Raw genomic sequence first — 23,676 nt, forward strand, 5'->3', positions numbered from 1 at the left:
ACGCCAGGGCGCCTAAAAGCTAGGCGAGCACCTGGCGCTTGGAAGAGATCACGCCGGTGTCGAAGCCGGCCAGGTGGAGCCCGCCATGGAAGCGGGCGTGCTCGATCTTCACGCAGCGGTCCATCACCACGTTCAGGCCCGCCGTCTCGGCATCGCGTGCAACGTCCTCATGCCACGAACCAAGCTGCATCCACAAGGTCTTGGCCCCCGCGGCGACGGCTTCGTCCAGCACTCCGGGGAGGTCGTCGTGCTTGCGGAACACGTCCACGATGTCCGGGGACTCGGGCAGATCGGCCAGTGAAGCGTACGTCCGCTGGCCCAGGATTTCCTTCACCACGGGGTTCACGAAGTACACCTTGTAGCGCGTTGACGACTGCAGGTAGGTGGCCACGAAGTAGCTGGCCCGGGACGGTTTGTCCGAGGCCCCAACAATGGCGATGGACTTGGCCTCGCGCAGGAGCGCCAGGCGTTCCGGAGCAGATGGGCCGTCCCAGGTGCGTTCTGCAGTGCTCATGCCTTCGCTCCTACGGTTTCGGTGCCAACAGTGCAGGCATCCGCGGGTTCTTCATCAACCAAGGAAACAGCCGACTGTGCCTCGGTCAGGGCCTGGTCCAGGTCCCAAAGGATGTCCTCCAAGTCCTCCAGGCCCACCGAAATACGGACCAGGTCCTCGGGGACGCCTGCGGACTCGAGCTGTTCGGCGCTGAGCTGCTGGTGCGTGGTGGAGCCGGGATGGATCACCAGCGTGCGCGAATCGCCCACGTTGGCCAGGTGTGAGGCCAGCTGCAAGGATTCGATGAATTTCTGGCCGGCCGCGCGTCCACCGGCAACGCCGAACGAGAACACCGAACCCGGGCCCTTGGGCAGGTACTTTTGTGCTCGTTCGAAGTGCGGGTGGGAGGGCAAACCTGAGTAGTTCACGTAGGCCACACGAGGATCGGCGTCGAGCCATTCGGCCACGGCCTGGGCGTTCTTCAGGTGCTCGTCCAGACGCTGGGGGAGTGTTTCGACGCCTTGCAACAGCTGGAAAGCGGACAGCGGTGAGAGGGCCGGGCCAATGTCGCGCAAGTGTTCGCAGCGCAGTTTGGTGAGGAAGCCGTACTCGCCGAAGTTGCCCCACCATGACACGTTTCCGTAGGAGGGCACGGGCTCGGTCATCATGGGGAACTTGCCGTTGCCCCAGTTGAAGCGTCCGCTCTCCACGATCACGCCGCCCAGGGTGGTGCCGTGTCCGCCCAGGAACTTCGTGGCTGAATGGATCACGATGTCGGCGCCGTGCTCGAACGGTCGCACGAGGTAAGGCGTGCTCAAGGTGGCGTCAACCACCAGGGGGATACCGGCGTCGTGCGCTACCTTGGCCAGCCCCGCCAGGTCCTGGACTTCCGACGACGGGTTGGCCACCACCTCGACGAACAGCGCTTTGGTGTTCTCCTGAATGGCGGCCGCGTAGTCCGCCGGATCCGTGCCGGGCACGAACGTGGTGTCCACGCCGAAGCGGCGAAGGGACACGTCCAGCTGCGTGACCGTGCCGCCGTAGAGCTGGGAAGCCGCCACGATGTGGTCGCCGGACTGGGTCAGCGCGGCGAAAGTGATGAACTCAGCCGCCATGCCCGACGACGTTGCCACCGCCCCGATCCCGCCTTCAAGGGAGGCGATGCGCTCTTCGAAAGCCGCGACAGTGGGGTTGCCGATGCGCGAATAGATGTTGCCGTACTTCTGCAGCGCGAAGAGGTTGGCGGCATCATTGGTGTCTTTGAAGACGAAGGACGTGGTCTGGTAGATCGGTACCGCGCGGGCGCCGTGCTCGGCGTCGGGAGTGCCGCCGGCATGCAGGGCGCGGGTGCGGAAACCGAAGGTGCGGTCAGCCATTAGACGGCCACCGACTCGGCGACGGGCGTGTTGGAGAGATCCAGTTCGGTGCCGTTCTTGCGGGCGAGGTCGGCCTCGAGTTCGCGGACGATCGGCAGGATGTCCTGGCCGAAGGCAGCCACTTCTTCCTGGAAGTGCAGGTAACCGGTGAGGAACAGGTTCACTCCGATCTTCTTGTACTCCACGATCCTCTCGGCGATCTGCTCCGGTGTGCCGATCAGCTGGGTTTTGAAACCGTCGTTGTACTGGACCAAGTCCTCGAACGTGGAGTCTGCCCACATGCCCTTGCCATCCTTGGTGGACGGTCCGGCTTCCTGCACGGCGTCCCGGAATCCCTGAACTGCGGGCTTGTGTGCCTTCTCCACGATCTCGCGAAGAGTGTCGCGGGCTTCCTTCTCCGAATCGCGGGCAATCACGAAGCCGTTGAGGCCGAACTTCGGCAAGGACAGGGCGCCCTCAGTGCCGCGCTTCGTCTCCCCGGATGCTGCCACAACGCCAGCGATGTTGTCCTTGAAGCCCTCAAGGTCCTTGCCGTTGGAGAAGTACCAGTCGGCGACGCGGCCGGCGGTGGCCTGTGCCGCCGTCGAGTTTCCACCGAAGAAGACTTCCGGATGGGGGCGGCCGGGAACGTCGACGGGCGCCGGGTTCAGCGTGAAGTCGGTGATGTTGTAGTACTTGCCGCCCTGGCTGAAGCCCTGCTCGGTCCACAGGCCGCGGAGCACCTTGATGAATTCCTCGGTGCGGACGTAGCGCTCATCGTGTTCCAGCCATTCGAGGCCGAAGTTGGTGAACTCGCTCTTGAGCCAGCCGGAGACGATATTGACGGCGGCGCGGCCGTTGGAGATGTGGTCCGCGGTGATGATGTATTTCGCCAGGACGCCGGGGTGCCACATGCCCGGGTGGACGGCGGCGATGACCTTGAGTCGCTCGGTCGCAGCCAGCAGGGCCAGGCTGAAGGACGTGGCCTCGTGCTGCTTGTCCGCGCCATAGGAAGCGGCGTAACGGGTCTGTGTGAGGGCGTATTCGAAGCCGGAGTTCTCCGCGATCTGCGCCAGTTTCTTGTTGTAGTCGAAGTCCCAGCCGGTGCGCTGCTCGATGGTGGACACCACCAAACCGCCGGACACGTTGGGAACCCAGTAGGCAAACTTGAGCGGTTCGGAGAGCCGTGCGACGTTGCTGATCTCAGTCATGAATTTTCCTTTACTAGGGCCCGCTCGCGCAGGACGTCCTGGATTCCGGCAAGTGCCGGTTCGTTCTGGAGTGAAGTGGTATCGCCCAAAGCGGTTCCCTCAAAGAGTTGGGTCAACAGCCGGCGCATGATCTTGCCGCTGCGGGTCTTGGGTACATCAGCCACCACGACGACGTCGCGCGGCTTGGCGATGGGGCCGATCTCCTTGGCCACGTGGTTGCGCAGGTTCGCGGCGACTTGAGCGGCAGCGTCGCCTGAGGCGTCGCTGCGGAGCACGACGAACGCGACGACGGCGTGCCCGGTGGTGGGATCCGGCACCGGGCAGACCCCGGCCTCCACCACGTCCGGATGTGACACCAGGGCGGACTCGATCTCGATGGTGGACAGCAAGTGCCCGGAGACGTTGAGGGTGTCGTCCACCCGCCCGAGGATCCAAATGTCGCCGTCGGAATCGTATTTGGCGCCGTCCCCGGCAAGGAACCAACCTTGCTCCGCGTACTGGCTCCAATAGGAGTCGAAGTACCGGCGCGGGTTGCCCCACACGGTCCGGGCGATGGCTGGGCCTGGGCGGTCCACCACGATGAAGCCCTGGACACCGGGTTGTGAAAGGGCTCCGGTCTCATCCACTACCCGCGTGCTCACCCCGGGAAGCGGCCGTGCGGCGCAGCCCGGTTTGAACGCGGTGTCCGTGGGCGAGGGCGACATGATGGTGGCGCCTGTTTCGGACTGCCACCACGTGTCCACCATGGGAGCGGTGCCCCCGCCGATGTTGTCGCGGAGCCAGCGCCAGGCCTCGGGGTTCACCGCTTCTCCCACGGTTCCCAAAACACGGATGGAGGAGAAATCGTAGCTTTCCGGCACACCGTCCGGGAACCAGCCCATGAGGGAACGGACCAGCGTGGGCGCCGTGTAGTACTGGGTGACCTTGTAGCGTTCGATGATCTCGAAATGCCGGCCGGGATGCGGGGTGTTGGGCGTGCCCTCGAAGATCACCTGGGTCACGCCGTTGGAGAGGGGTCCGTAGATCTCGTAGGTGTGGGCGGTGACCCATGCGAGGTCAGCGGTACACCAATGCACGTCGCTTTCCCGCAACGATGGGTCCGGGTTACTGAACAGGTACTCGAAACTCCACGACGCCTGCGTGAGGTAGCCGCCGGAAGTATGGACCAGGCCTTTTGGCTTTCCCGTGGTCCCGGAGGTGTACATGATGAACAGGGGAGTCTCGGCGTCGAAGGCGTCAGGCTCGTGGACGTCGGAGGCAGTGTCAACGACGTCGTGCCACCACACGTCGCGGCCTTCCCGCATCGCGACGGTGGGAAGGTCCTCGGCAGACGTGGTCCGGTTGATGACCAGCACATGCTCAATGGCGTTGTCACCGGCTACGGCGGCATCGGCGTTAGCCTTGACCGGCACAGCCACCCCGCGGCGGTACTGCCCATCCGTGGTCACCAGCAACTTCGCTTGTGTGTCCTCCACGCGGAAACGCAGCGCCTCGGCAGAGAAACCGCCGAAAACCAGCGAGTGGATGGCTCCGATACGGGCTACCGCCAGAGTGATGATCACCGTCTCGGGAATCACGGGAAGGTAAATGACCACGCGGTCGCCCTGGGTGATGCCAAGCTCCAGGAGCGCGTTCGCTGCCTTGGATACCTCGCGTTGCAGCTCCTCGTAGGTGATGGCGCGGCGGTCACCGGGTTCGCCTTCGAAGTGCAGGGCCACCTTGTCACCCCTGCCGGCAAGCACGTGCCGGTCCACGCAGTTGTACGCAACGTTGAGTTTGCCGCCGTCGAACCACTTGATGTCAGGACCCTGGCCCGCTGCAACATCCGTGGGCTTCCAACTGTGGGCGGTGTGCCACGGCTGATCCCAGTGCAGGCGGTGTGCCTGCTCTTCCCAGAAAGCGACTGCTGATCCGCTCTCGTCAAAACCGCTGGGCGCGTCAAGCAGCCCTGCTTCAGAGGCCGTCGCATCCGAAGTGGTGTGTGAAATTTTGGGTACGGCAGACGTCATGGGAAATCTCCATGCCTGGAGTCGGCGCAGTGCGAACAACGGGAGGGTCGTCCTTTGTATCGCCGGGATGATCATTCTCCACTAAAGCTGATCGTTCATTCCGCTCATAATCGGGCCTTCGCCAGGCGTAATATTCACCGTTACGGCCGCTGAGCCGGTCAAAGATGCAGAATATTCGGCAAAATTGCTCGGACAGGGCCGGGAGTAAGCTTGGGTCATGATGCATGTCAACGATCCGGCCGTCGTGGACCGGTTGATGCGAACAAAAGGCACCTGGGCGATCGTCGGCCTCAGCACCAACCAGTGGCGCTCCGCCTATGACGTCTCGCTCTACGTCCGGGACAAGATGGGCATGGAGATCATCCCGGTCAATCTCAAGGGCGAGGATGTGCACGGAGAAAAAGGGTACAAAACCCTGGCTGACATCCCCGCCGCGAAGCACCCGATTGATGTGGTGGAGTGCTTCGTCAACTCCCAGCGGGTTGGGGCCGTTATTGACCAGGCGATTGCCGTTGGTGCCAAGGCCGTGTGGCTGCAGCTGGGCGTGTTCGATGACGAAGCCACGCAGCGTGCCAAGGACGCGGGACTCGACGTTGTGGTGAACTCCTGCCCGGCACGCGAAGGCTGGCATTACGGCTTGTAATTCGCCGGGCGGTTTCCTCTGCTAGATTTCAGCTGAATCATTTTTCAGTCTTTGGGGGACAACCATGCTCGGCGACCATTCTGCGGTGCTCTCTTCTGCTCCCTCCAGACGGGCCGTCTTCAGTGTTGTGGGCGCGTCCGTGGTGGCCGGCCTGACGGCGTGCAGCTCCTCTGAAACCTCGACGCCGGTGCAGACGCCCACTGGCGCCGGCGCGTCGCCTGACGTTCCGGGTCCCAACGGTGCGCTGGCCGTGGGAGGCGAGGTTCCGACGTCGTCCGCTTCTCCGACTCCCACCGCCACGGCGACCAAGCGCATCCGACGCACGTTCATCCCGGACTACCAACTGCCGCCGATGGTGGGCGGGTTGGCGCCGGTGATCACCAAGATTGAAACCAAGCATCCGGTGGTGTTCCTGACCATCGATGACGGCAACATCAAAACGCCTGAATCGATCAAACTCATGGCGGAGTACGACTATCCCGCCTCGCTGTTCCTCACCAAGGACACAGTGGCGGACAACCCGGCGTTCTTCACCGCGTTCAAAGCGCAGGGCAGCTTGGTGGAAAACCACACGGTCACGCACAACATCAACATGGTCCGGCAGTGGGGCTACCAGCAGCAGTTGAACGACATGGTGGGAATGCAGGAGTACTCGTTCCAACACTACGGCCGCCGCCCCACCCTTTTCCGGCCCCCGGGAGGCGCGTACTCCAACGTGATGCGCCAAGCTGTGGCTGATGCAGGGATGAAGGCCATCGTGACGTGGGAGGCCAAGGCGAACGCAGGGAAGATGGACTACCAGGTGGGCAACTCACTGCGTCCGGGCGATATTGTGCTCATGCACTTCCGGGCTGAGTTTGCAGCTGACCTGGCCGCCTTCCGCGCTGCCCACTTGGCCGCGGGACTTGAAGTGGTGCTGCTGGAGGACTTCCTGGGCGTGGCGTAGGCGCGGCCCGGTGCGGGGCGTGGTTGGCGGCCCGGACCGCCAGTAGGCTCTCCTCATGGACGTTCCCACCCTTCGCGAAATTTGCCTCGGCTTCCCCGGCGCGTTCGAAGACTTCCCCTTCGGCCCCGAAACCTCCGTGTTCAAGGTGCGGTCCGCCGTCGCGGGCGGGGCACGGCACGAGGCCAAGATGTTCGCGCTGTCCTCCATGGATCCGGACCACTGGTCCGTGAGCCTCAAATGCGAGCCGGCGTTGGCTGAGCAACTGCGGGCGGCAAATCCGGAAATCACCGGTGCCTGGCACATGAACAAGACCCATTGGAACGGGGTCCGCCTGGACGGGAACCTCTCTGATGAGGTGATCCGGGACATGGTGGAGGACTCCTATGACCTGGTAGTGGCAACCCTAAGCCGCAAACAACAGGAACAGCTCGGGTGGGCCAGGCTCGCGAAACCGGAGGGTGCCTGACACGCCCGCAGACCCTCCCCACGGCGGTGACATGGGACTAGATTGATACTGCATGGCTGGATGATTGCTTTGCGCGAAGGCGTCGGCTCGTTTCCGCGGGGTAAAAGGCGGCTCACCAAGGCCTTGGCGCAGTTCCTCTTGGCTCAACAATGCGCGGTACCACTGGGAACCGGGCGGCAAAGGGTGGTGGCCCGGCATGTGATCACAGAGTGCGGAAAGGTCCTCGCTGGAGGCCCGTAGAAAGATCACGCTTTGACAAATGTTGATCGAAAGTACCAAGAAAGATTGATTTTCGATCATTCCTGGTGAATTATGTCACAGAAGGTTGGTGCTGCCAGAGCGCCAACCCAGACTGTCTGACTGAACGGCTATCCCGCCGCAACAGTCCTGACACTACGAGTCACTGGAGGGTTTAGAAATGAACGTTCAGCACCAGTCCGTCGGCCGCCGTGGATTCCTGCGCGGAGCACTCGCAGCAGCCGTGCTCGTGCCCATGGGGGGAACCATTGCTTCCTGTGCCGCAGGCGGAGGCACCACTACAACCGGCCCCACCGGCACCGTTTCGGACACCAACCCGTTCGGGATGGCCGACAAGGCCGCTCTCGACGCCGTGATCTTCAAGGGTGGCTACGGCATCGATTACGTCGAATTCGCCGGCAAGATCTTCGAAAAGACGCATGAGGGCTCCACCGCCAAGATTTCTCCGTCCACGGACATCGCGCAGGAACTTCAGCCGCGCTTCGTCGGCGGCAACCCGCCGGACCTGATCGATAACTCCGGCGCGAAGGCCATCGGCTTCAGCACCATCCTTGCCCAGCTTGAGGACCTCAACAGCGTTGTGGAGGCCAAGAACCTTGAGGGCAAGGTCATCAAGGACACCCTGTACACAGGCGTACTGGCTCCGGGTACTTTCGACGGCAAGCTTGCCGCCTTGAACTACGTGTTGACCGTCTTCGCTGTGTGGTACTCCGACTCCCTGCTCAAGGAAAACGGCTGGACCGTTCCCAAGACCTGGGATGAAATGTACGCCTTGGGCGAGCAAGCCAAAGCCAAGGGCAAATACCTCTTCGTCTGGGGCAAGGAAGCGGCCACGTACTACCAGGAACTGGCCATTGCATCTGCCATCAAGGAAGGCGGCGACGACGTCCGCCTGGGCTTGGAAAACCTCAAGGCCGATTGCTGGTCGCACCCGGCCATTCAGTCCGTCTTCGCGGCCTTGGACAAGATCGTCAAGGCCGGCTTCTTCAAGCCGGGCGGCTCAGGCACCCAGTTCACGGCAGCACAGGCGCAGTGGAGCAACGCCCAGGAAGCTGTGTTCTACCCCTCGGGTTCCTGGATCGAAAACGAAATGAAGGACCAGACCAAGGCCGGCTTCAACATGATGGGTACCCCGGCCCCGTCCGTCACCTCCAGCCCCAAGATGCCCCAGACGGCGCTTCACAGTGCCGCAGGTGAGCCGTTCATTGTCCCGTCGCAGGGCAAGAACGCAGCCGGCGGCAAGGAACTGCTCCGCATCATGCTGTCCAAGGAAGCTGCAACCAACTTCGCCAAGACCAAACTGGCGCCGACCATCGTCAAGGACACCGTCCCGGCAGACGGTTTCGGTTCCACGGCATTGGTGTCGCAGACCAAGATGCTCAGCGATGCCGGCGACAACGTCTACTCCTGGAACTTCATCGACCTGTACGGCACCAACAAGGACCAACTGGTTGTCTGGAACACCTTCCTGGATGGTAAGTCGGACGTTGCAACCCTCACCTCAGCACTGCAGAACATCACCGACAAGGTTCGTAACGACAGCTCGGTCAAGAAGATCGAAGTGAAGTGACCTCAGTGAAAACTCAGCAGAGCCGGAACGACGACGGCCTGGCCGCCGTCGTTCCGGCGAAAGCCCCACCGCAAGTGATAAGGCGGCGGCGTAAGCCATTGACGTGGGACAAGGTCAGTTTCTTTGCGGTGTTCCTCGGGCTGCCGTTGGCGATCTACCTGTTGTTCGTGATTTGGCCGTTTATCCAGGCCTTCGGATACTCGCTGACTGACTGGTCCGGTTTCTCTCCCAACCAGAACTTCATCGGCCTTGAAAACTACGTGAAGATCTTTACTGACGACATCTTCATGAAGGCCATGGGGAACAACATTCTCCTGGTCATTTTCCTCCCCATCATCACCATCATCCTGAGCCTTGTGCTTGCCTCGCTGGTGACCGTGGGCGGGAGCAGCAAAGGCCAGATCAAGGGTTTGCGCAACTCCAGCTTCTACCGCGTGGTTTCGTTCTTCCCGTACACCATTCCCGCTGTAGCCATCGGCATCATGTGGGGCCAGATCTACGATCCCTCCGGTGGCCTGCTCAATGGCATCCTGACCGGGCTGGGCATGGACCAGTTCAAAGACTTTGCCTGGTTGGGTGACAAAAACACCGCCATGATCGCCACCATGTTCGTCATTGTGTGGGGCTTCGTTGGCTTCTACATGGTTCTCTTCGTTGCCGGCATCAAGGGCATTCCAGCCGAACTTTTCGAGGCCGCAAGGATTGACGGCGCAGGTCGCTTCCGTACCGCCGTGTCCATCACCATCCCCCTGATCCGCGACAACATCCAGACCGCGTACATCTACATGGGCATTCTGGCCCTGGACGCTTTCGTTTATATGGCGGCATTGAACTCGGGTGGCGGCCCTGACAACTCGACGCTGGTCATGGCGCAGCAGTTGTTCTTCACGGCATTCAGCAAGGGCCAGTTTGGACTCGCAAGCGCCATGGGCGTGGTGCTGGCCATCGCAACGCTGATCTTCTCCGGCTTGGTGTTCGTGGTCAACCGGCTCACCGGCGGCGATAAGGATGTGAGTCTGTAATGACAACCAAAGTCTCAACCCCGGAAAGGAAGTCACTGCACTTCCAACCGCGGACGCCGGCAACCACGCCGGGCGACAAAGTGGTGGGAGCGGTGTCCCACACCGCGCTGACCATCTGGACGCTCATCGTCATCCTTCCACTCGTGTGGACCTTCATGTCCTCCTTCAAGACGTCCAGCGAAATCTTTGCTTCGCCGTTCGCCTTGCCGGGCGAATGGAAGCTGGACAACTACGTCAAGGCCTGGAGCGAAGCCGGCATCGGCAGCGCCTTCCTGAACTCGGTGCTGGTGGTGGCTGTGGCACTGGTGATCGTGATGGTCCTCGGTGCCATGTGTGCCTACGTCTTGGCCCGGTACACGTTCCCGGGCAGCCGGGCCATCTACTACCTCATGCTGGCCGGCCTGACGTTCCCGATCTTCCTCGCCATGGTGCCGTTGTTCTTCGTCCTGAAGAACATGGGGCTCTTGAACACCCTGCCAGGACTCATCCTGGTGTACGTGGGCTTCGCGCTTCCGTTCACGGTGTTCTTCCTGTTCTCCTTCTTCAAATCGCTGCCACACGAAATCACTGAAGCAGCGGCGCTCGACGGTGCAGGGGAGTGGCGGACCTTCTTCCAGGTCATGCTGCCGATGGCCAAGCCGGGCCTCGCCTCGGTTGCCATTTTCAACTTCCTGGGCCTCTGGAACCAGTTCCTGATTCCGGTGTCCATCAACGCCGCCGGTCCCCGCGTCCTTTCCCAGGAACTCGCGGCCTTCGCCGGCCAGATGGGCTACGCCGTGGACTATGGCGCACTGTTCGCAGCCGTCAGCGTCACCGTCATTCCGGTACTCATTGTGTACATCATCTTCCAGCGCCAGCTGCAGGGCTCCGTGTCACAGGGCACCTCAAAGTAGTAGCTCCACGCAGCAAACAGCGTTCGACGGCGGTCCGCACCTTTTGGTGCGGGCCGCCGTCGGGTTTTAAGTCTGAAAGACTGGAACGGATTCTGTAGTGCAACGAAAGGCAGTCCCGTGATCTTTATTGTGGTCAAGTTCAACGTCAAGCCCGACTGGTCCGAGCGTTGGCTGGATCTGGTGGCAGACTTCACCAAGGCCACCCGCGAAGAGCCCGGCAACCTGTGGTTCGACTGGTCCCGCAGTGTGGAGAACCCCCACGAGTTCGTGCTGGTGGAAGCTTTCCAGGACGATGCCGCTGAGGCGCACGTCAACAGCGAGCACTTCAAGAAGGCCATGACTGACATGCCTCAGGCTCTGGTGGAGACTCCGCACATCATCAGCCGCCAGTTCGAAGGCAGCGGCTGGGACCGCATGGGTGAGCTGACCATCGCTTAGGGTGTACGGTCACCACCCAGTTTGAACTGCAGACGCCCCCGACACGCCCAAAGCCGCGGCGAGTCGGGGGCGTTCGTGCGCCTAAGTAGGTGGTGGAGGTACCGCTTGGTATCTCCTTGAGGCTATGGACATCGCCCAAAAGGACGTCGAACTCAATCCAACCGATCCACAGGACTCATTATCGTCGCAGGTCAGGGCGGTGGACCACTATGGACTTGATGGAATCTTGAGCCAACTCAACAAGCCGTCTTGAGTTTCGTTCGGCAGTGTCTATGAGGTTGGCCTCAAAGGCCGACGGACACTTCCGCTGCTAGTTACTCAGGACTGCCAACGTGACCCAAAACCCTGCCAGAACCCGCACCAGAGCCCATGCTGCGGGCATCATCCTCGCGTGCGCAGCAACCCTGGCACTCAGCGCGCTCGCTTCTCCGGCCGCCACCGCGGCGCCCACTGAAGGAGCAGCCCTCCAATCGTCGTCCGGTGTCTCGGCCCTGGCCGGCCAAGCTGAGCAGACGTTGGTAGTGCCGGTGACCGCGGGCCTGGAACCCACTCGGATCAAGGGAAGCATCCGGGTCACAGATAAGCCGGAAGGCACAGTGCGGGCGACGGTGAACGGCCGTGTAGTCCTCGAAACCCCTGCGGCGCCCGGCATTTCCCTCGACGCCGCAGTAACCAACGCCGACGTCACCATCGCTGATAACGCCGGCCAGCAATTGACCGTGGGGCTGCAATTCTTCCCTGCAACACCAACCATGTGCGTGGTCTCCAACGCCACGGCCACCCTCAACAACGTGGTGGTGGATTTCAGCGGAACAGCCAAGGCGCCCACCACGGTAGGCGAGTTCTTCCCGGCATCCGTGCCCGCCGTCGTGCTTCCCGTCCCCGCGGAGCCCGGTGCAGACGTTTCCGCTGCGATCATGACCGCTTCCGCCGCCATGTCCCACCGCTACCCGGCCGCTGCCGTCAGCGTGGTTCCGGACGCCGAACTTCAGGCGCGCGCCGCAACCCTCCCGGCGGGCAGCCGCATCCTCAGCGTCGTCGCGGACCACGGCGAAACCGGCACCCGGCTCGCCACCGCAGCCGGGCTCCCGCAACTCATCCTCAGCGGCCACGACGAACAACTCCGCAGTGCCGCCCGTGCGCTCGCCAGCGACAAGACCGCGCTCGCCGTGACGTCCTCGGTGACCGGGCTGACCTCGGCATTGCCCGCTTCGCCCGGCCTGACCCAGAGCCTGCAAGACCTCGGCAGCACTACGCTCAAGCTCTCCGGCTACGGCACTCCGGAATCGTATGTGGGCGTCACCCAATCACAGTTCGGCGGCCCCGTTTCTTCCGTGAAAGTCCAGCTCAAGGGCACGCACACGGCGGTCCCGGACAACGCCCAGGCGCAGCTTTCCGTCTTTTGGAATGACTACTTGCTGAGTTCAAAGAACCTCGACGGCGGCGATGCCTTCACGGTGGATGCCGACGTTCCAGCGGGGCAGCTTCAGGCGAAGAACGGCTTGCGGATTCGGCTCGCCGCCCTTCCTGCCGGCGGCGATTGCAGCGGGCCCGCTGGGATCATGCCCATGGAGGTCACCGTGGACACGGCGGGCAGCACGCTTACTGCAACCCGGGGTGGCTCCACGAAAGCCGGTTTTGCACGGTTCCCGCAGGCCTTCGGCCAGAGCGTTCCCGTGGCCTTCGGGGACGGCAACGCCCAGGCGAACACCGTCAACGCTGCGGCACTTGTAGCTTCCCTGCAGCGGGACAACGCCACGTTGTTGGACCCTCGTGTGGTGGGTTTGGACAGCTTGGCTGCTTCCAGTGAGTCCGGGGTGGTGGTGGGTGCCACCGCCGAGGTTGCCAACAAGCTTTCGGCGCCACTGCGTTTGGCTGAGTTCCGCACCATATCGCCGGACGACGTCGAATATGGCGTGGGTGCCTCCGCCCCGTTCGGCGTGTTGGAGGCTTTTGAGCAGGACGGCCGCGATCTGTTGCTTCTGGGCGCGTGGGCGCCGGAAGGGGACATGACTGCCGCGGCGGCGCTTCAGGCATCGCTGGCCTCCCATGTCAGTGGCGTTGAAGGAGGCTGGGCGTCGCTGTCCCGGAACCTCCTGGTCACGCAGCCCTCCGGAACTCCTGTGCTGTTGGAAAGCAATTCACTTGTTCCTCAGAAGGCCGTTACGGACGACTACCGCCCCTATGCCTGGTGGATCGGAGGTGCTGTGCTGGTGTTGGGTCTGGCGTTTGCTGTGCGCACTTTGCTGATGAGGCGCCGGGCCGCGGAAGCGCAGGCGTACGTGGATGCGGAGCAACAGGCCGGCCAACCGTCAGACGTTGCAGGATCGCCTGAAACGGGTCATGGCAAATAGCGTCGCAACGCCACACCGCGCTGCCCACCGGGGGCCGGCGGTCCCCGCCGTGTTTGCCGTGGTGATGCGGGGCTGGGAACGGCTCGGCGCCCCGGTAGTTGGTCGCAAGGTTCCCGGCACCAGGATCGTCGCCGTGCTGGCTGCGATGGTGGGATACCTGGCCTGCCTCTACACGGTGGGACACGGCACCAACCTTGACTACTCCGACGCCCAAAGCCACCTGACCATTGCGCGCCGTATCTTTGACAGCAAGGCCCCTGGGTTCGAACAACTGGGTACCGTATGGCTGCCCATGCCGCACCTGCTGCTGGCTCCGTTCGTGCTGAACATGTGGTTGTTCAGCACGGGCTGGGCCGCCGGGCTGTTGGGCATCCTGGCGCTGTCTGCCACGGCTACAGGGTTGTATCTCATTGCTGCCCGCCTCGGTTTGGGCCGTGCCGGGCGTCTTGCCACCACCTTGGTGGTCCTCGCGAACCCGGCAATCCTGTACGTCTACACCACGGCACTGACCGAGCCCGTGCTCATCATGTGCATAGTGGGCGGCATGGCGGGCCTGGCACACTGGGCTACCAGCCGGCGTCGAATGAGTGCCGGAGAACTTGCCGTCTTCGCCGGTATTCCCTCAGCAGCGGCAGTTCTCTCGCGGTACGAAGGCTGGGCCCTGGTGATGACCGGAACGCTGTTCGTGGTGATCGTTTCCAAGCGTCGAACCGGCAATTGGCGCGAGGCCCTCATCATGGCCGGGGGTTACGTGATGATTCCTGCCGCGGCGGTGCTTTGGTGGATCTCCTATAACTGGGCGATCTACGGAGACCCGCTGGAGTTCATGTTCGGGCAATACTCGGCTTACGCGCAGCAGAAGAACATCACCGACGGCGGGTTGTTGCCGACCAAGGGCAACGCCGGCCTGACGCTGACTACTTTTCATTGGTCGCTGCTGGAGACAGTGGGCGTGGTGGTCCTCGCACTGGCGGCGTGCGGCGCCGTCGTGCTGGTCTTCAGGCGAGGCTTTGCCAACAGCACCTTGCTGGTGGCGGTGACCGGCAGCGCCTATGCGTTCGCGCTGCTGAGCTTGTTCCTGGGCCAAACCGCCATCAACAATGATCATTCGCTGCCAGCCACGTGGTGGAACAACCGTTTTGCGCTGACGGCGTTGCCGTTGGTGGCAATCCTGGCGGCCGTGTTCGTCCAGGAGCTGGCACGGCCCAGGCGGCTGAGGACCTGGCTGATTGGCGCCCTGCTGGCCGGGCTGGTGGTGCAAAACGCGTGGTGGAACGAGGATCCCACAGGGAGGCTGGCCGTGCTGGCGGAGGGGCGGATGTCTGCTGAATCCACCACAAACTCAACTGCTGCCGCGCGCTGGCTCAAGGAGCACTACCAGTCCGGTGGAATTCTCATGGACGAAAGTGCCCGCGGCAATGCGGTGCTCCCGGTCATGGGCATCCCGCTCAAGGAGATCTATAACCGGGCCTCCGGCGACTACTTTGGACCAGCCCTGGAGGACCCGGCGAAGTATGCACAATGGGTTTTCGTCAACGTGGAAGCGGGAACAGGTGCGCGTGACTCCGGGCCTGCAGACCTGGTCTACCAAGCCATGGTGAAGAGCCCGTCCTTCAACGTCCGCTACTCAGTGGCGTTCTCCACGCCAACCCACCGGATTTATGAAAGGTCCTCCGCCTCATGACACCCACATCCCGGTCCGGAGCCCGTCAGCTCAATCGGCAGTCGATCGGACAGACGCTGCTCGCGGCAGGGCTGGTGACTCCCGAACAGCTGGGGCGTGCGCTGGACCGTGCCGCGAGCGAAGGCGGGTTGCTGGGCAGGCACCTCATCCTGGAAGCCGGCCTGGACCGCCGTCGTATTTATGAGGTGCTTGCCCGGCAGTGGGATGCCCCGCTGGTTGACCTCATGGCGGAACCTCCAGCCGACGCCCTCATGGAGAAGCTCGGTTACAGCGGGCTGGGGGAGCCTCAGTGGCTGCCATGGCGGATGGACGGAGACGTGCTGGTTGTAGCGACTGCGGTGGCTCCGTCTTCCGAAATAGCGGAGGAGGCGACGCTGCGTTTCGGCGCGGCGGACGTGGAGTTCCGCACCACCACGGACTGGGACATCAACCAGTCCATCCAGCGCTCGTTCCGCCGCCACCTCCTCTACGAGTCAGCTGAGCGCCTCGCGGAGGAACGGCCGGGGGAGTCTGCGCGCATTGCCCTGACGCGGTGGCAGCGTTTCCTTCCGGTGGTCCTCGTGGCAGGAACCATCCTGGCATTCGTCATCTCGCCGCTGACAGCCATCATTGTGTTGTTGGCGGTGGCCAACATCGTCTTCCTGGTGAGCATCGGCTTTAAGTCCTTGGCCAGTCTCCGGTATCCCTTCGACCAACTGCACGATTCCGCCGTGGCGAAGGCCAGGAACCGGGAGCGTGCGCGTCGTGGCCTTCCGCCAGTGGAAGAGGAACGGGTTCCAGACTCTGAGCTGCCTATGTACACCATCCTGGTGCCGGTGTTCCGGGAGGCGAACATCATCGATAAATTGCTGACCAACCTGGGCCAACTGGATTACCCCCGGTCCAAGCTGGACGTGCTGGTCCTCCTCGAAGAGGACGACGCAGAAACGATCGCTGCCGCAAAGGCCTCACGGCCTCCAGAGTACGTCCGCATCCTGGTAGTCCCCAAGGGTGACCCCCAAACAAAACCGCGGGCCTGCAACTACGGCTTGACCTTTGCCCGCGGCGATTACGTGGTGATTTACGACGCCGAGGACCGACCCGAACCGGGCCAGCTCAGGGCTTCCATCGCCGCCTTCACTCAGGATGAATTCGAGCGGGAGCATCTCAATCCCGGGCGCAAGCCACTCATCTGCGTCCAGGCGGCCCTGAACTACTTCAATGCAGACCAAAACGTTCTCACCCGGCTGTTCACCATCGAATACACGCACTGGTTCGATTCCATGTTGCCCGGTCTGGACAACTCCGGCATCCCGTTGCCGTTGGGAGGTACGTCCAACCACTTTGTCACGTCCCTGCTGAAGGAAGTAGGCGCATGGGATCCCTGGAATGTCACCGAGGACGCGGACCTGGGACTCAGGGCAGCGGTGGACGGGTACCGTGTGGGAGTCATCAACTCCACCACGTGGGAAGAAGCGTGCTCGCAGGTGCCGGCGTGGATCAAGCAGCGCACCCGGTGGATCAAGGGTTATATGATCACGTCCGCGGTGAACACCCGGAACTCCGTGCGCTATATGAAAAGCACCGGAATCGCCGGCACCGTCGGGTTCCTTGGCCTGATTCTGGGAACGCCATTGGCCTTCCTGGCGTACCCGCTGGTGGTGGGATTCACCATAGTGACCTACATCGGCTACGACATTGTGGGTTTGGTCCTCCCGTCATGGCTGCTGGTGGGCGGTGTGGTGTCCATGCTGTTCGGTAACGCCATGATGATCATCGTCTCCGGCCTTGCCACCTTGCGCCGTCACGGATGGCGGATTGCGATCTTCGCTCTGCTCAACCCGTTTTACTGGGTATTGCACTCGGTGGCCGCGTGGCGGGCAGCATGGCAGATGCTGACGAGCCCGCACAAGTGGGAGAAGACACCTCACGGACTGGAAGCGGAATATCACGACGACGGCCACTGGGTTGGGTGAGGAACCACACCGTATCTTGAGCCAATCTTGAGCAAACCCAGCATTGAGGTTGAGGAAGCGCCGGGACACTGAACTCAAAGCGAAGGATGACCAGCTGAGGGGGTTGGCATGGAGCTCGATGCATTCTCAGTGAGAGTTGCCCTGGGCGTGGTCACCGTGACGCTCCTGATGCTGTTCTGTACATCCTTCCACCGCACACGCTCGCCGTACGCTGGCTGGTGGAGCCTGGCTTTACTCGAGTTCATGGTGGGCAACGCCGCCTTCCTCCTCAATGGGACCCCCCACCAGGCGTGGGCCAATCCGGTAGGCAACGTCCTTGTGGTGGCAGGAGCTTTCAGCGTTTGGGCCGGAGCCAAGACCCTCCGGGACCGGAAAGCCGCGCCGTGGCAGCTGGCCGTTGGCCCGGTCGTTACAGCCATCGCATCCTTTCTGGAAAGCCCGGGAAACAACGTCTGGTCCGGTGGCTTCGTCTATCTGGCCATGATGACCCTGGGCATAGCATTGGCCGCCTACGATCTCTGGTTTATCAAGGCCTCGCATTCCCAGGTCCACAAAGCATTGTCCTTGGCTGCAGGCCTTCTGGCCGCCTACTACCTGAGCCGATGGATGGTTTACGCCTTCGAAGGGCCGGCAAGCCACACGTTCCGGACATACTTTGGGCCCGGACCTTCCGCCCTGATATCCATGGTGCTCCTGGTCACGGTCTCCTTCAGCATGACTGCCCTGACCAGCGACCAACTCATCAAAGGCCTCCGCGAACGTGCCACCCGCGATCACCTCACGGGACTCCTCAATCGCGGAGCCTTCCTGGACCTTGCCACCACCGAGCTTGACCGCCTGCACGCCACAGGATGCGGCGCAGCTGTGATCCTGGCGGATTTGGACCACTTTAAGGCCGTCAACGATGAACACGGCCACGGAGCAGGGGATGTGGCCTTGCGGGCTTTTGCCGAAGCCTGCGTCTCCTCCGTCCGGTCCACGGACCTCATTGGACGCTATGGAGGGGAAGAGTTCATCCTCTTCCTGCCGGGGGCAACGCAGGAGCGGGCCGAGGACATCGCCACTGAAATCAGCCACCGGATGGCGGCCATGCCGGCCCCCGACGGCGTGCTGTTCCCCACCGTCAGCTACGGAGTGACATCAAGTATTCCCGCGGCCGCCGACCTCAATTTCATGATCGAGGTAGCTGACGCAGCCCTCTACAGCGCAAAGGCGCAGGGCAGAAACAGGATTGTAGGAGCCGACCGCCCGGAGGCGGCCACCATAGCGGATGAGGCAAGATCATGACGTTCAACGAACTCACCACCCGGATCCAGATCCAGCACACCCAGGAACTGTCCGCGTTCCGCCAGGACATTACCAGCCCACCCTACAAAGCAGGAACAGCCACCACACTGAACGCTGATCGCCGCTCGGTCAGAATGGGGCCCGTGCAATCGGTGGAGGACAGCAACGCGAACCTGACAATAGTGGCCGACGTCGAAGGCCTCGCCTGGTTCACAGCGGACAAAGGTCTCCTGGGTAGCTGCATCACGGTGTCCATTGCCGGTCACCGCAGGAACACCGGGACGCGGATCCACCTCCCCCTCGCGGAATGCGATGCTTGGATTGAAGCGATCCTCGGAGGGGCATGGATCACCCACGTGTACCGCGCGGGCAACAAGGTGGAACCGGATGGAAGGTTGGACATTGCCTCGTACCGGCTCTTCTTGGACGAACGCCGCAACCCCGTCTCCAAGCCCCAGGCTGTTGCCGACGCAACGCTGCGACGCCTGGAAGAGTCGTGAGCGCCTCTAGGCCCCACCGACTGATTCCCGCTGATTCACGGATCGAAAAATCACGGGTCGAAAAACTGGAGCAGCACGTTCAGGCACTCATGCAGGAACTCCACCAAGCACGCTATGAACAGCGCCGTGAGGCCCTCACGGACGCCCTCACCGGACTCGGCAACCGCCTGGCACTGGTGGACGCTTTTATCGACGCCCAGGAAGCCACGGTCAAGGGCGCCGTCCCTCCGGCGCTTCTCCTCCTGAACCTGGACGATTTCAGGGCACTGAAGAACTCCGCCGGCCATGCCACGGCGGACCAGATCCTGATCACCGTTGCCATGCGCATCCGGTCGGCCGTCCGGGAGAACGACGTCGTCACGCGCCTGGGAGGCGACGAATTCGCTGTGCTGTTGCCCGCCACCCCGCAAAACCGGGCCGCCGCCGTCGGAAACCGCATCCTGGCTGCTCTGGAACCAAACATCGACCTTGGGAACAACAGCATCCGCTGCGGTGCAAGCATTGGCCTGCGCACTGCGGAGCCGCACCACAGCATTGAGGACCTTCTCCAAGAGGCCGATCTTGCCATGGAAGAGTCCAAGAACGAGGGCCGGAACAAACTCAAGGTGTTCGACCCCGCAACGCTGCACGCGCGCCTGCTGCAGCGGCAGATCGTGGGGGAACTCCGCGAAGCCATCCGTTCTGACCAGTTGGTGCTCTACTACCAGCCGATCGTGGAGCTCGCCACCGGAAGGATCGAAGGCTGCGAGGCTTTGGTCAGGTGGAAACACCCGGTGCATGGCCTGATCATGCCGGACCAATTCATCCCAGTTGCCGAGGCTACCGGCCTGATCGCGGAATTGGGCAGGTGGGTCCTCCGGACCGCCGTCCGGCAGTTGCACGAATGGCGGCACCACCCCGCAACAGCGGGCCATGACTTTTCCATGCGGATCAACGTCTCGGCTGCCGATCTGCAAAGCCTGGAATTCGTGGATGACGTCAGCGAAGCTCTGGCGGAAGAAGGCCTGGCCCCCGAATCACTGGTGCTGGAGCTCACTGAGAGCGCCATCATCCACAACAACGAGCTGGACCGTTACACCTTGGCGAGCCTGCACAGGCTTGGCGTGGGGCTTGAGATCGACGACTTCGGTGCCGGCTATTCGTCCATGGGGTACCTGCGGAAACTGCCCGTGGACCGGGTAAAAGTGGACCGGCAATTCGTGAAGGACCTGGACGAGGATCCTTCCCAACTGGACTTCCTGGCCGCGATCCAGCAAGTCATCCGCTCCTGCGGCCTGGAGGGTGTGTGGGAAGGGATCGAGACCGCAGAACAAGCAGAAGCACTTCGGAGCATCGGCTGCGCGAGCGGCCAGGGGTACTACTTCGGCAGGCCGCTGCCGGCACCGGAGTTCACTGAACAGTTGGCGCGGCTGCGGACCTGGCCGGCTTAAACAAGCAACGCGGGGTCACTTATGGCCCTCCCCGAGGGGATTATCGGGCCATAAGTGACCCCGCGTTGCTGTAAGCGGGGGAAGATCAGCCGAAGTACTTCGGCAGCGTTCCTTCGTGTGCCTCGCGGAGGGCTTCCAGGGAGAGCTCGTCCACGCCGTTGATCTCCAACTTTCCACCGGCAGCGTCAACAACGCCGATCCGGAGGTGGGCGAAGCCGCGGGCCGTGCACATGTCCTTGAAACGGACTTCCTCGGAGCGCGGCACGGAAACGATGGCCCGGGCCTGCGTCTCGGAGAAGAGGGCCGTGAACAGGTCCACGCCGTCGCGCTCCATGAGTTCCTCAAGGGCGATGCGGGCGCCCACGCCGTAGCGCAGCGAGGACTCCACCAAAGCAGCCGCGAGGCCACCTTCGGAGAGGTCGTGTGCTGCGTCAACCATGCCGTCGCGGGAAGCGTTGATCAGGATTTCGCCCAAAGCGCGCTCTGCTGCGAGGTCAACCTTCGGCGGCAAGCCACCGAGGTGTCCGCGGAGGTTGGACCATTCCGAACCGTCCAGCTCTGCTGCGGTGGTGCCCAGCAGGTAGATGGCCTGGCCATCCTCGCGCCAGCCGGACGGCGTGCGGCGGGCGACGTCGTCGAGCTTGCCCAGAACTGCCACTACAGGGGAGGGGTGGATCGGCGTGGTGCCGGTCTGGTTGTAGAGCGAGACGTTGCCGCCGGTCACGGGGATGCCGAGTTCCATGCAGGCGTCGGACAGGCCACGGATGGCTTCGGCCAGCTGCCACATGACATCCGGATCCTCGGGGGAACCGAAGTTCAGGCAGTCGCTGACGGCCATCGGAACGGCGCCGGAGGTGGCCACGTTGCGGTAGGCCTCAGCCAGTGCGAGCTGTGCACCCTGGTAGGGCTCCAGGTAGGTGTAGCGGCCGTTGGCGTCCGTGGCCAGGGCAACGCCCAAGCCGGTTTCCTCGTCAACGCGGACCACGCCGGCATCGTCCGGGAACGCCATGGCAGTGTTGCCGCCTACGTAGCGGTCGTACTGCTTGGTGATCCAGGCCTTGCTGCACATGTTGGGCGATGCAACGAGTTCGGTGACGGCTGCAGCCAGCTCGGTGGGAGCCGACGGACGGCCTGCGTCCTCCACGGAACCGGTGAAGGAATTGGCCTGCACCGAGTCCTGCCACTCCGGGCGGGCGAACGGACGGTCGTAGACCGGGCCGTCGTGCGCAACGGTGCGGGGATCGACGTCGACGATTATTTCGCCTTCCCAGGTGATGATGAGGCGACCGGTGTCGGTAACTTCACCCAACCAGGAGTACTCCACGGCCCACTTGTCCATCACAGCTTCGAACGCTGCAATGTTCTCCGGGGTGACCACGGCCATCATGCGTTCCTGCGACTCGGACATGAGGATCTCGCCCGGGGTCAGCGTGGGGTCGCGGAGCAGGACCGAGGTCAGCTCCACTTCCATGCCGCCGTCACCGTTGGACGCGAGCTCGGAGGTGGCGCAGGAAATGCCTGCGGCGCCGAGGTCCTGGATGCCTTCAACCAGTGAGCCCTTGAAGAGCTCCAGGCAGCACTCGATGAGGACCTTCTCAGCGAAGGGGTCGCCCACCTGGACGGCCGGACGCTTGGAGGGCTTGGTGTCATCGAAGGACTCGGACGCGAGCACTGAAGCGCCGCCGATTCCGTCGCCGCCGGTGCGTGCACCGAACAGGACAACCTTGTTGCCCTTGCCGGAGGCGTTGGCCAGGCGGATGTCCTCGTGGCGCATGACGCCCACGGCCAGTGCGTTCACCAGCGGGTTGCCCTGGTAGACGGAGTCGAACACCATTTCGCCGCCGATGTTCGGCAGGCCCAGGCAGTTGCCGTAGCCACCGATGCCGGCAACAGCACCGTGCATGACGCGGGCGGTGTCCGGGTGGTCGATGGCACCGAAGCGCAACGGGTCCATCACGGCAACCGGGCGGGCACCCATGGAGATGATGTCGCGGACAATGCCGCCGATCCCGGTAGCGGCACCCTGGTACGGCTCAACGAACGACGGCGAGTTGTGGGACTCGATCTTGAACGTCACGGCCCAGCCGTCGCCCAGGTTGGTGACGCCGGCGTTCTCGCCAATGCCAACCAGCATGTCCTTCTTCATTTCCTCGGTGACCTTCTCGCCGAACTGGCGGAGGTGGTTCTTGGAGGACTTGTAGGAGCAGTGCTCGCTCCACATGACGGAGTACATGGCCAGCTCGGCGCCGGTGGGGCGGCGGCCAAGGACCTTGACGATCTCGTCGAATTCGTTCTGCTTCAGGCCCAGCTCAGCCCACGGGAGTTCCGTGTCCGGGGTCTTGGCAGCGTGCTCAACGGTGTCGATGTTGAACTTCTTGGTGGTTTCCGTGGTCACTTGTCGCCTCCCACAATCTTGGTCAAAACGGAGGTGAAGAAACCGAGGCCGTCGGTGTCGCGGGGAGCGCCATCAAGGGACTCCGGGCCGAAACCGGCCTCAACTGCGTGCTCGGGGTGCGGCATGAGGCCCACCACGTTGCCCGCGGCGTTGGAGATGCCCGCGATGTCGCGGCGGGAGCCGTTCGGGTTGAAGCCCACGTAGCGGAACACCACGCGGCCCTCAGCCTCAAGGGCGTCCAGGGTCTTCTCGTCCGCGATGTACTGGCCGTCCTGGTTCTTCAACGGCACAATGATTTCCTGGCCGTCGGTGTAGTCCACGGTCCACGCAGTGTTGGCGTTTTCCACGCGCAGCGTCTGGTCCCGGCAAATGAACTTCAGGTGGTCGTTCTTGATCATGGAACCGGGCAGCAGGTGCGATTCGGTCAGGATCTGGAAACCGTTGCAGATACCCAGCACGGGGAGCTTTGCGTCGGAGTTCGCGGCATCAATGATCTTGGACATCAACGGAGCGAAGCGCGAGATGGCACCGGCGCGGAGGTAGTCACCGTAGGAGAAACCGCCGGGGATGATGACGGCGTCAACATCGCCGAGCTCGGAGTCAGCATGCCATAGCGGCACCGCCGTGGCGCCTGCAAGCCGCACTGCACGGGCGGCGTCGCGGTCGTCCAAGGTGCCGGGGAAGGTGACGACGCCGATCTTGGCGCCTGCCAAGCGGGGTTCTGCGGCGACGGCTACAGCCTCGCCAATCAGGGGGATCGACGTCAT

19 protein-coding genes are annotated in these 23,676 nt (G+C 62.9%); 13 read left to right on the forward strand and 6 right to left on the reverse strand.

The window, feature by feature from the left end; genetic code table 11:
* Positions 1-19: 19 nt before the first annotated feature.
* The 4 genes from AR689_RS10380 to acs are packed head-to-tail and all read right to left on the reverse strand — an operon-like array spanning position 20 to position 5,068.
* Positions 20-514: a CoA-binding protein gene (locus tag AR689_RS10380; protein WP_062069896.1), complete on the reverse strand. Its 495-nt coding sequence runs from the start codon at positions 512-514 to the stop codon at positions 20-22.
* Positions 511-1,869, reverse strand: coding sequence for an O-acetylhomoserine aminocarboxypropyltransferase/cysteine synthase family protein (locus AR689_RS10385; RefSeq protein ID WP_062069898.1), 1,359 nt, complete (start codon positions 1,867-1,869; stop codon positions 511-513). Before AR689_RS10385 ends, AR689_RS10380 begins: the two co-directional genes overlap by 4 nt.
* Positions 1,869-3,059, reverse strand: a complete 1,191-nt coding sequence (sfnG, locus tag AR689_RS10390; protein WP_062069900.1) for a dimethylsulfone monooxygenase SfnG — start codon at positions 3,057-3,059, stop codon at positions 1,869-1,871. The genes AR689_RS10385 and sfnG overlap by 1 nt, the downstream gene beginning before the upstream one ends.
* A complete protein-coding gene (gene acs, locus AR689_RS10395) occupies positions 3,056-5,068 on the reverse strand; it encodes an acetate--CoA ligase (RefSeq protein WP_082697896.1) in 2,013 nt (670 codons plus the stop codon). The genes sfnG and acs overlap by 4 nt, the downstream gene beginning before the upstream one ends.
* Before the next feature lie 217 nt (positions 5,069-5,285).
* Between acs and AR689_RS10400 the strand changes: the two genes are divergently transcribed.
* From AR689_RS10400 to AR689_RS10460, 13 genes are all read left to right on the forward strand, one after another.
* Positions 5,286-5,711 (forward strand): CoA-binding protein, encoded by a 426-nt coding sequence (locus AR689_RS10400; RefSeq protein ID WP_062069902.1) that lies wholly within the window; start codon positions 5,286-5,288, stop codon positions 5,709-5,711.
* Positions 5,712-5,775: 64 nt separating this feature from the next.
* Positions 5,776-6,657, forward strand: coding sequence for a polysaccharide deacetylase family protein (locus AR689_RS10405; protein ID WP_062069904.1), 882 nt, complete (start codon positions 5,776-5,778; stop codon positions 6,655-6,657).
* 55 nt (positions 6,658-6,712) lie between these two features.
* Positions 6,713-7,123: an MmcQ/YjbR family DNA-binding protein gene (locus tag AR689_RS10410; RefSeq protein WP_062069905.1), complete on the forward strand. Its 411-nt coding sequence runs from the start codon at positions 6,713-6,715 to the stop codon at positions 7,121-7,123.
* A gap of 418 nt (positions 7,124-7,541) precedes the next feature.
* On the forward strand, positions 7,542-8,951 hold the full coding sequence (gene ngcE, locus AR689_RS10415) for an N-acetylglucosamine/diacetylchitobiose ABC transporter substrate-binding protein (protein WP_062069907.1): 1,410 nt from the start codon (positions 7,542-7,544) through the stop codon (positions 8,949-8,951).
* A gap of 5 nt (positions 8,952-8,956) precedes the next feature.
* Positions 8,957-9,973: a carbohydrate ABC transporter permease gene (locus tag AR689_RS10420; protein ID WP_062073743.1), complete on the forward strand. Its 1,017-nt coding sequence runs from the start codon at positions 8,957-8,959 to the stop codon at positions 9,971-9,973.
* Positions 9,973-10,866 carry a carbohydrate ABC transporter permease gene (locus tag AR689_RS10425; protein ID WP_062069910.1) on the forward strand — a complete coding sequence of 298 codons (894 nt, stop codon included), beginning with the start codon at positions 9,973-9,975 and terminating at the stop codon, positions 10,864-10,866. Before AR689_RS10420 ends, AR689_RS10425 begins: the two co-directional genes overlap by 1 nt.
* Before the next feature lie 117 nt (positions 10,867-10,983).
* Positions 10,984-11,304, forward strand: a complete 321-nt coding sequence (locus AR689_RS10430) for a putative quinol monooxygenase (RefSeq protein ID WP_062069912.1) — start codon at positions 10,984-10,986, stop codon at positions 11,302-11,304.
* A gap of 332 nt (positions 11,305-11,636) precedes the next feature.
* On the forward strand, positions 11,637-13,658 hold the full coding sequence (locus tag AR689_RS10435) for a cellulose biosynthesis cyclic di-GMP-binding regulatory protein BcsB (protein ID WP_062069913.1): 2,022 nt from the start codon (positions 11,637-11,639) through the stop codon (positions 13,656-13,658).
* The gene (locus AR689_RS10440) at positions 13,648-15,342 is read left to right on the forward strand and encodes an ArnT family glycosyltransferase (protein ID WP_062069915.1); all 1,695 of its coding nucleotides are present in this window, start codon (positions 13,648-13,650) and stop codon (positions 15,340-15,342) included. Before AR689_RS10435 ends, AR689_RS10440 begins: the two co-directional genes overlap by 11 nt.
* Complete coding sequence (locus tag AR689_RS10445; protein ID WP_062069917.1) at positions 15,339-17,297, forward strand: glycosyltransferase; 1,959 nt, start codon at positions 15,339-15,341, stop codon at positions 17,295-17,297. Before AR689_RS10440 ends, AR689_RS10445 begins: the two co-directional genes overlap by 4 nt.
* A gap of 108 nt (positions 17,298-17,405) precedes the next feature.
* Positions 17,406-18,584, forward strand: coding sequence for a GGDEF domain-containing protein (locus AR689_RS10450; protein WP_062069919.1), 1,179 nt, complete (start codon positions 17,406-17,408; stop codon positions 18,582-18,584).
* A complete protein-coding gene (locus AR689_RS10455; protein ID WP_062069920.1) occupies positions 18,581-19,084 on the forward strand; it encodes a hypothetical protein in 504 nt (167 codons plus the stop codon). The genes AR689_RS10450 and AR689_RS10455 overlap by 4 nt, the downstream gene beginning before the upstream one ends.
* Entirely contained in the window at positions 19,081-20,514 is a 1,434-nt protein-coding gene (locus AR689_RS10460; RefSeq protein ID WP_062069922.1) for a putative bifunctional diguanylate cyclase/phosphodiesterase, read from the forward strand. Before AR689_RS10455 ends, AR689_RS10460 begins: the two co-directional genes overlap by 4 nt.
* Before the next feature lie 85 nt (positions 20,515-20,599).
* On the opposite strand, the gene purL is transcribed toward AR689_RS10460, so the two are convergent.
* Entirely contained in the window at positions 20,600-22,909 is a 2,310-nt protein-coding gene (gene purL / locus AR689_RS10465) for a phosphoribosylformylglycinamidine synthase subunit PurL (protein WP_062069924.1), read from the reverse strand.
* Positions 22,906-23,676: a phosphoribosylformylglycinamidine synthase subunit PurQ gene (purQ, locus tag AR689_RS10470; protein WP_062069926.1), complete on the reverse strand. Its 771-nt coding sequence runs from the start codon at positions 23,674-23,676 to the stop codon at positions 22,906-22,908. The genes purL and purQ overlap by 4 nt, the downstream gene beginning before the upstream one ends.

It is taken from the genome of Arthrobacter sp. EpRS71, assembly GCF_001512285.1.
GTDB lineage: Bacteria > Actinomycetota > Actinomycetes > Actinomycetales > Micrococcaceae > Arthrobacter.

Excerpts from the sequence above, each read along its gene's own strand:
- AR689_RS10440 (WP_062069915.1), top strand. The coding sequence starts at position 13,648 with ATGGCAAATAGCGTCGCAACGCCACACCGCGCTGCCCACCGGGGGCCG.
- purQ (WP_062069926.1), bottom strand. The coding sequence starts at position 23,676 with ATGACGTCGATCCCCCTGATTGGCGAGGCTGTAGCCGTCGCCGCAGAA.
- AR689_RS10380 (WP_062069896.1), bottom strand. The coding sequence starts at position 514 with ATGAGCACTGCAGAACGCACCTGGGACGGCCCATCTGCTCCGGAACGC.
- AR689_RS10445 (WP_062069917.1), top strand. The coding sequence starts at position 15,339 with ATGACACCCACATCCCGGTCCGGAGCCCGTCAGCTCAATCGGCAGTCG.
- ngcE (WP_062069907.1), top strand. The coding sequence starts at position 7,542 with ATGAACGTTCAGCACCAGTCCGTCGGCCGCCGTGGATTCCTGCGCGGA.
- AR689_RS10400 (WP_062069902.1), top strand. The coding sequence starts at position 5,286 with ATGATGCATGTCAACGATCCGGCCGTCGTGGACCGGTTGATGCGAACA.
- AR689_RS10405 (WP_062069904.1), top strand. The coding sequence starts at position 5,776 with ATGCTCGGCGACCATTCTGCGGTGCTCTCTTCTGCTCCCTCCAGACGG.
- AR689_RS10455 (WP_062069920.1), top strand. The coding sequence starts at position 18,581 with ATGACGTTCAACGAACTCACCACCCGGATCCAGATCCAGCACACCCAG.
- AR689_RS10410 (WP_062069905.1), top strand. The coding sequence starts at position 6,713 with ATGGACGTTCCCACCCTTCGCGAAATTTGCCTCGGCTTCCCCGGCGCG.
- AR689_RS10450 (WP_062069919.1), top strand. The coding sequence starts at position 17,406 with ATGGAGCTCGATGCATTCTCAGTGAGAGTTGCCCTGGGCGTGGTCACC.
- acs (WP_082697896.1), bottom strand. The coding sequence starts at position 5,068 with ATGACGTCTGCCGTACCCAAAATTTCACACACCACTTCGGATGCGACG.
- AR689_RS10385 (WP_062069898.1), bottom strand. The coding sequence starts at position 1,869 with ATGGCTGACCGCACCTTCGGTTTCCGCACCCGCGCCCTGCATGCCGGC.
- sfnG (WP_062069900.1), bottom strand. The coding sequence starts at position 3,059 with ATGACTGAGATCAGCAACGTCGCACGGCTCTCCGAACCGCTCAAGTTT.
- AR689_RS10425 (WP_062069910.1), top strand. The coding sequence starts at position 9,973 with ATGACAACCAAAGTCTCAACCCCGGAAAGGAAGTCACTGCACTTCCAA.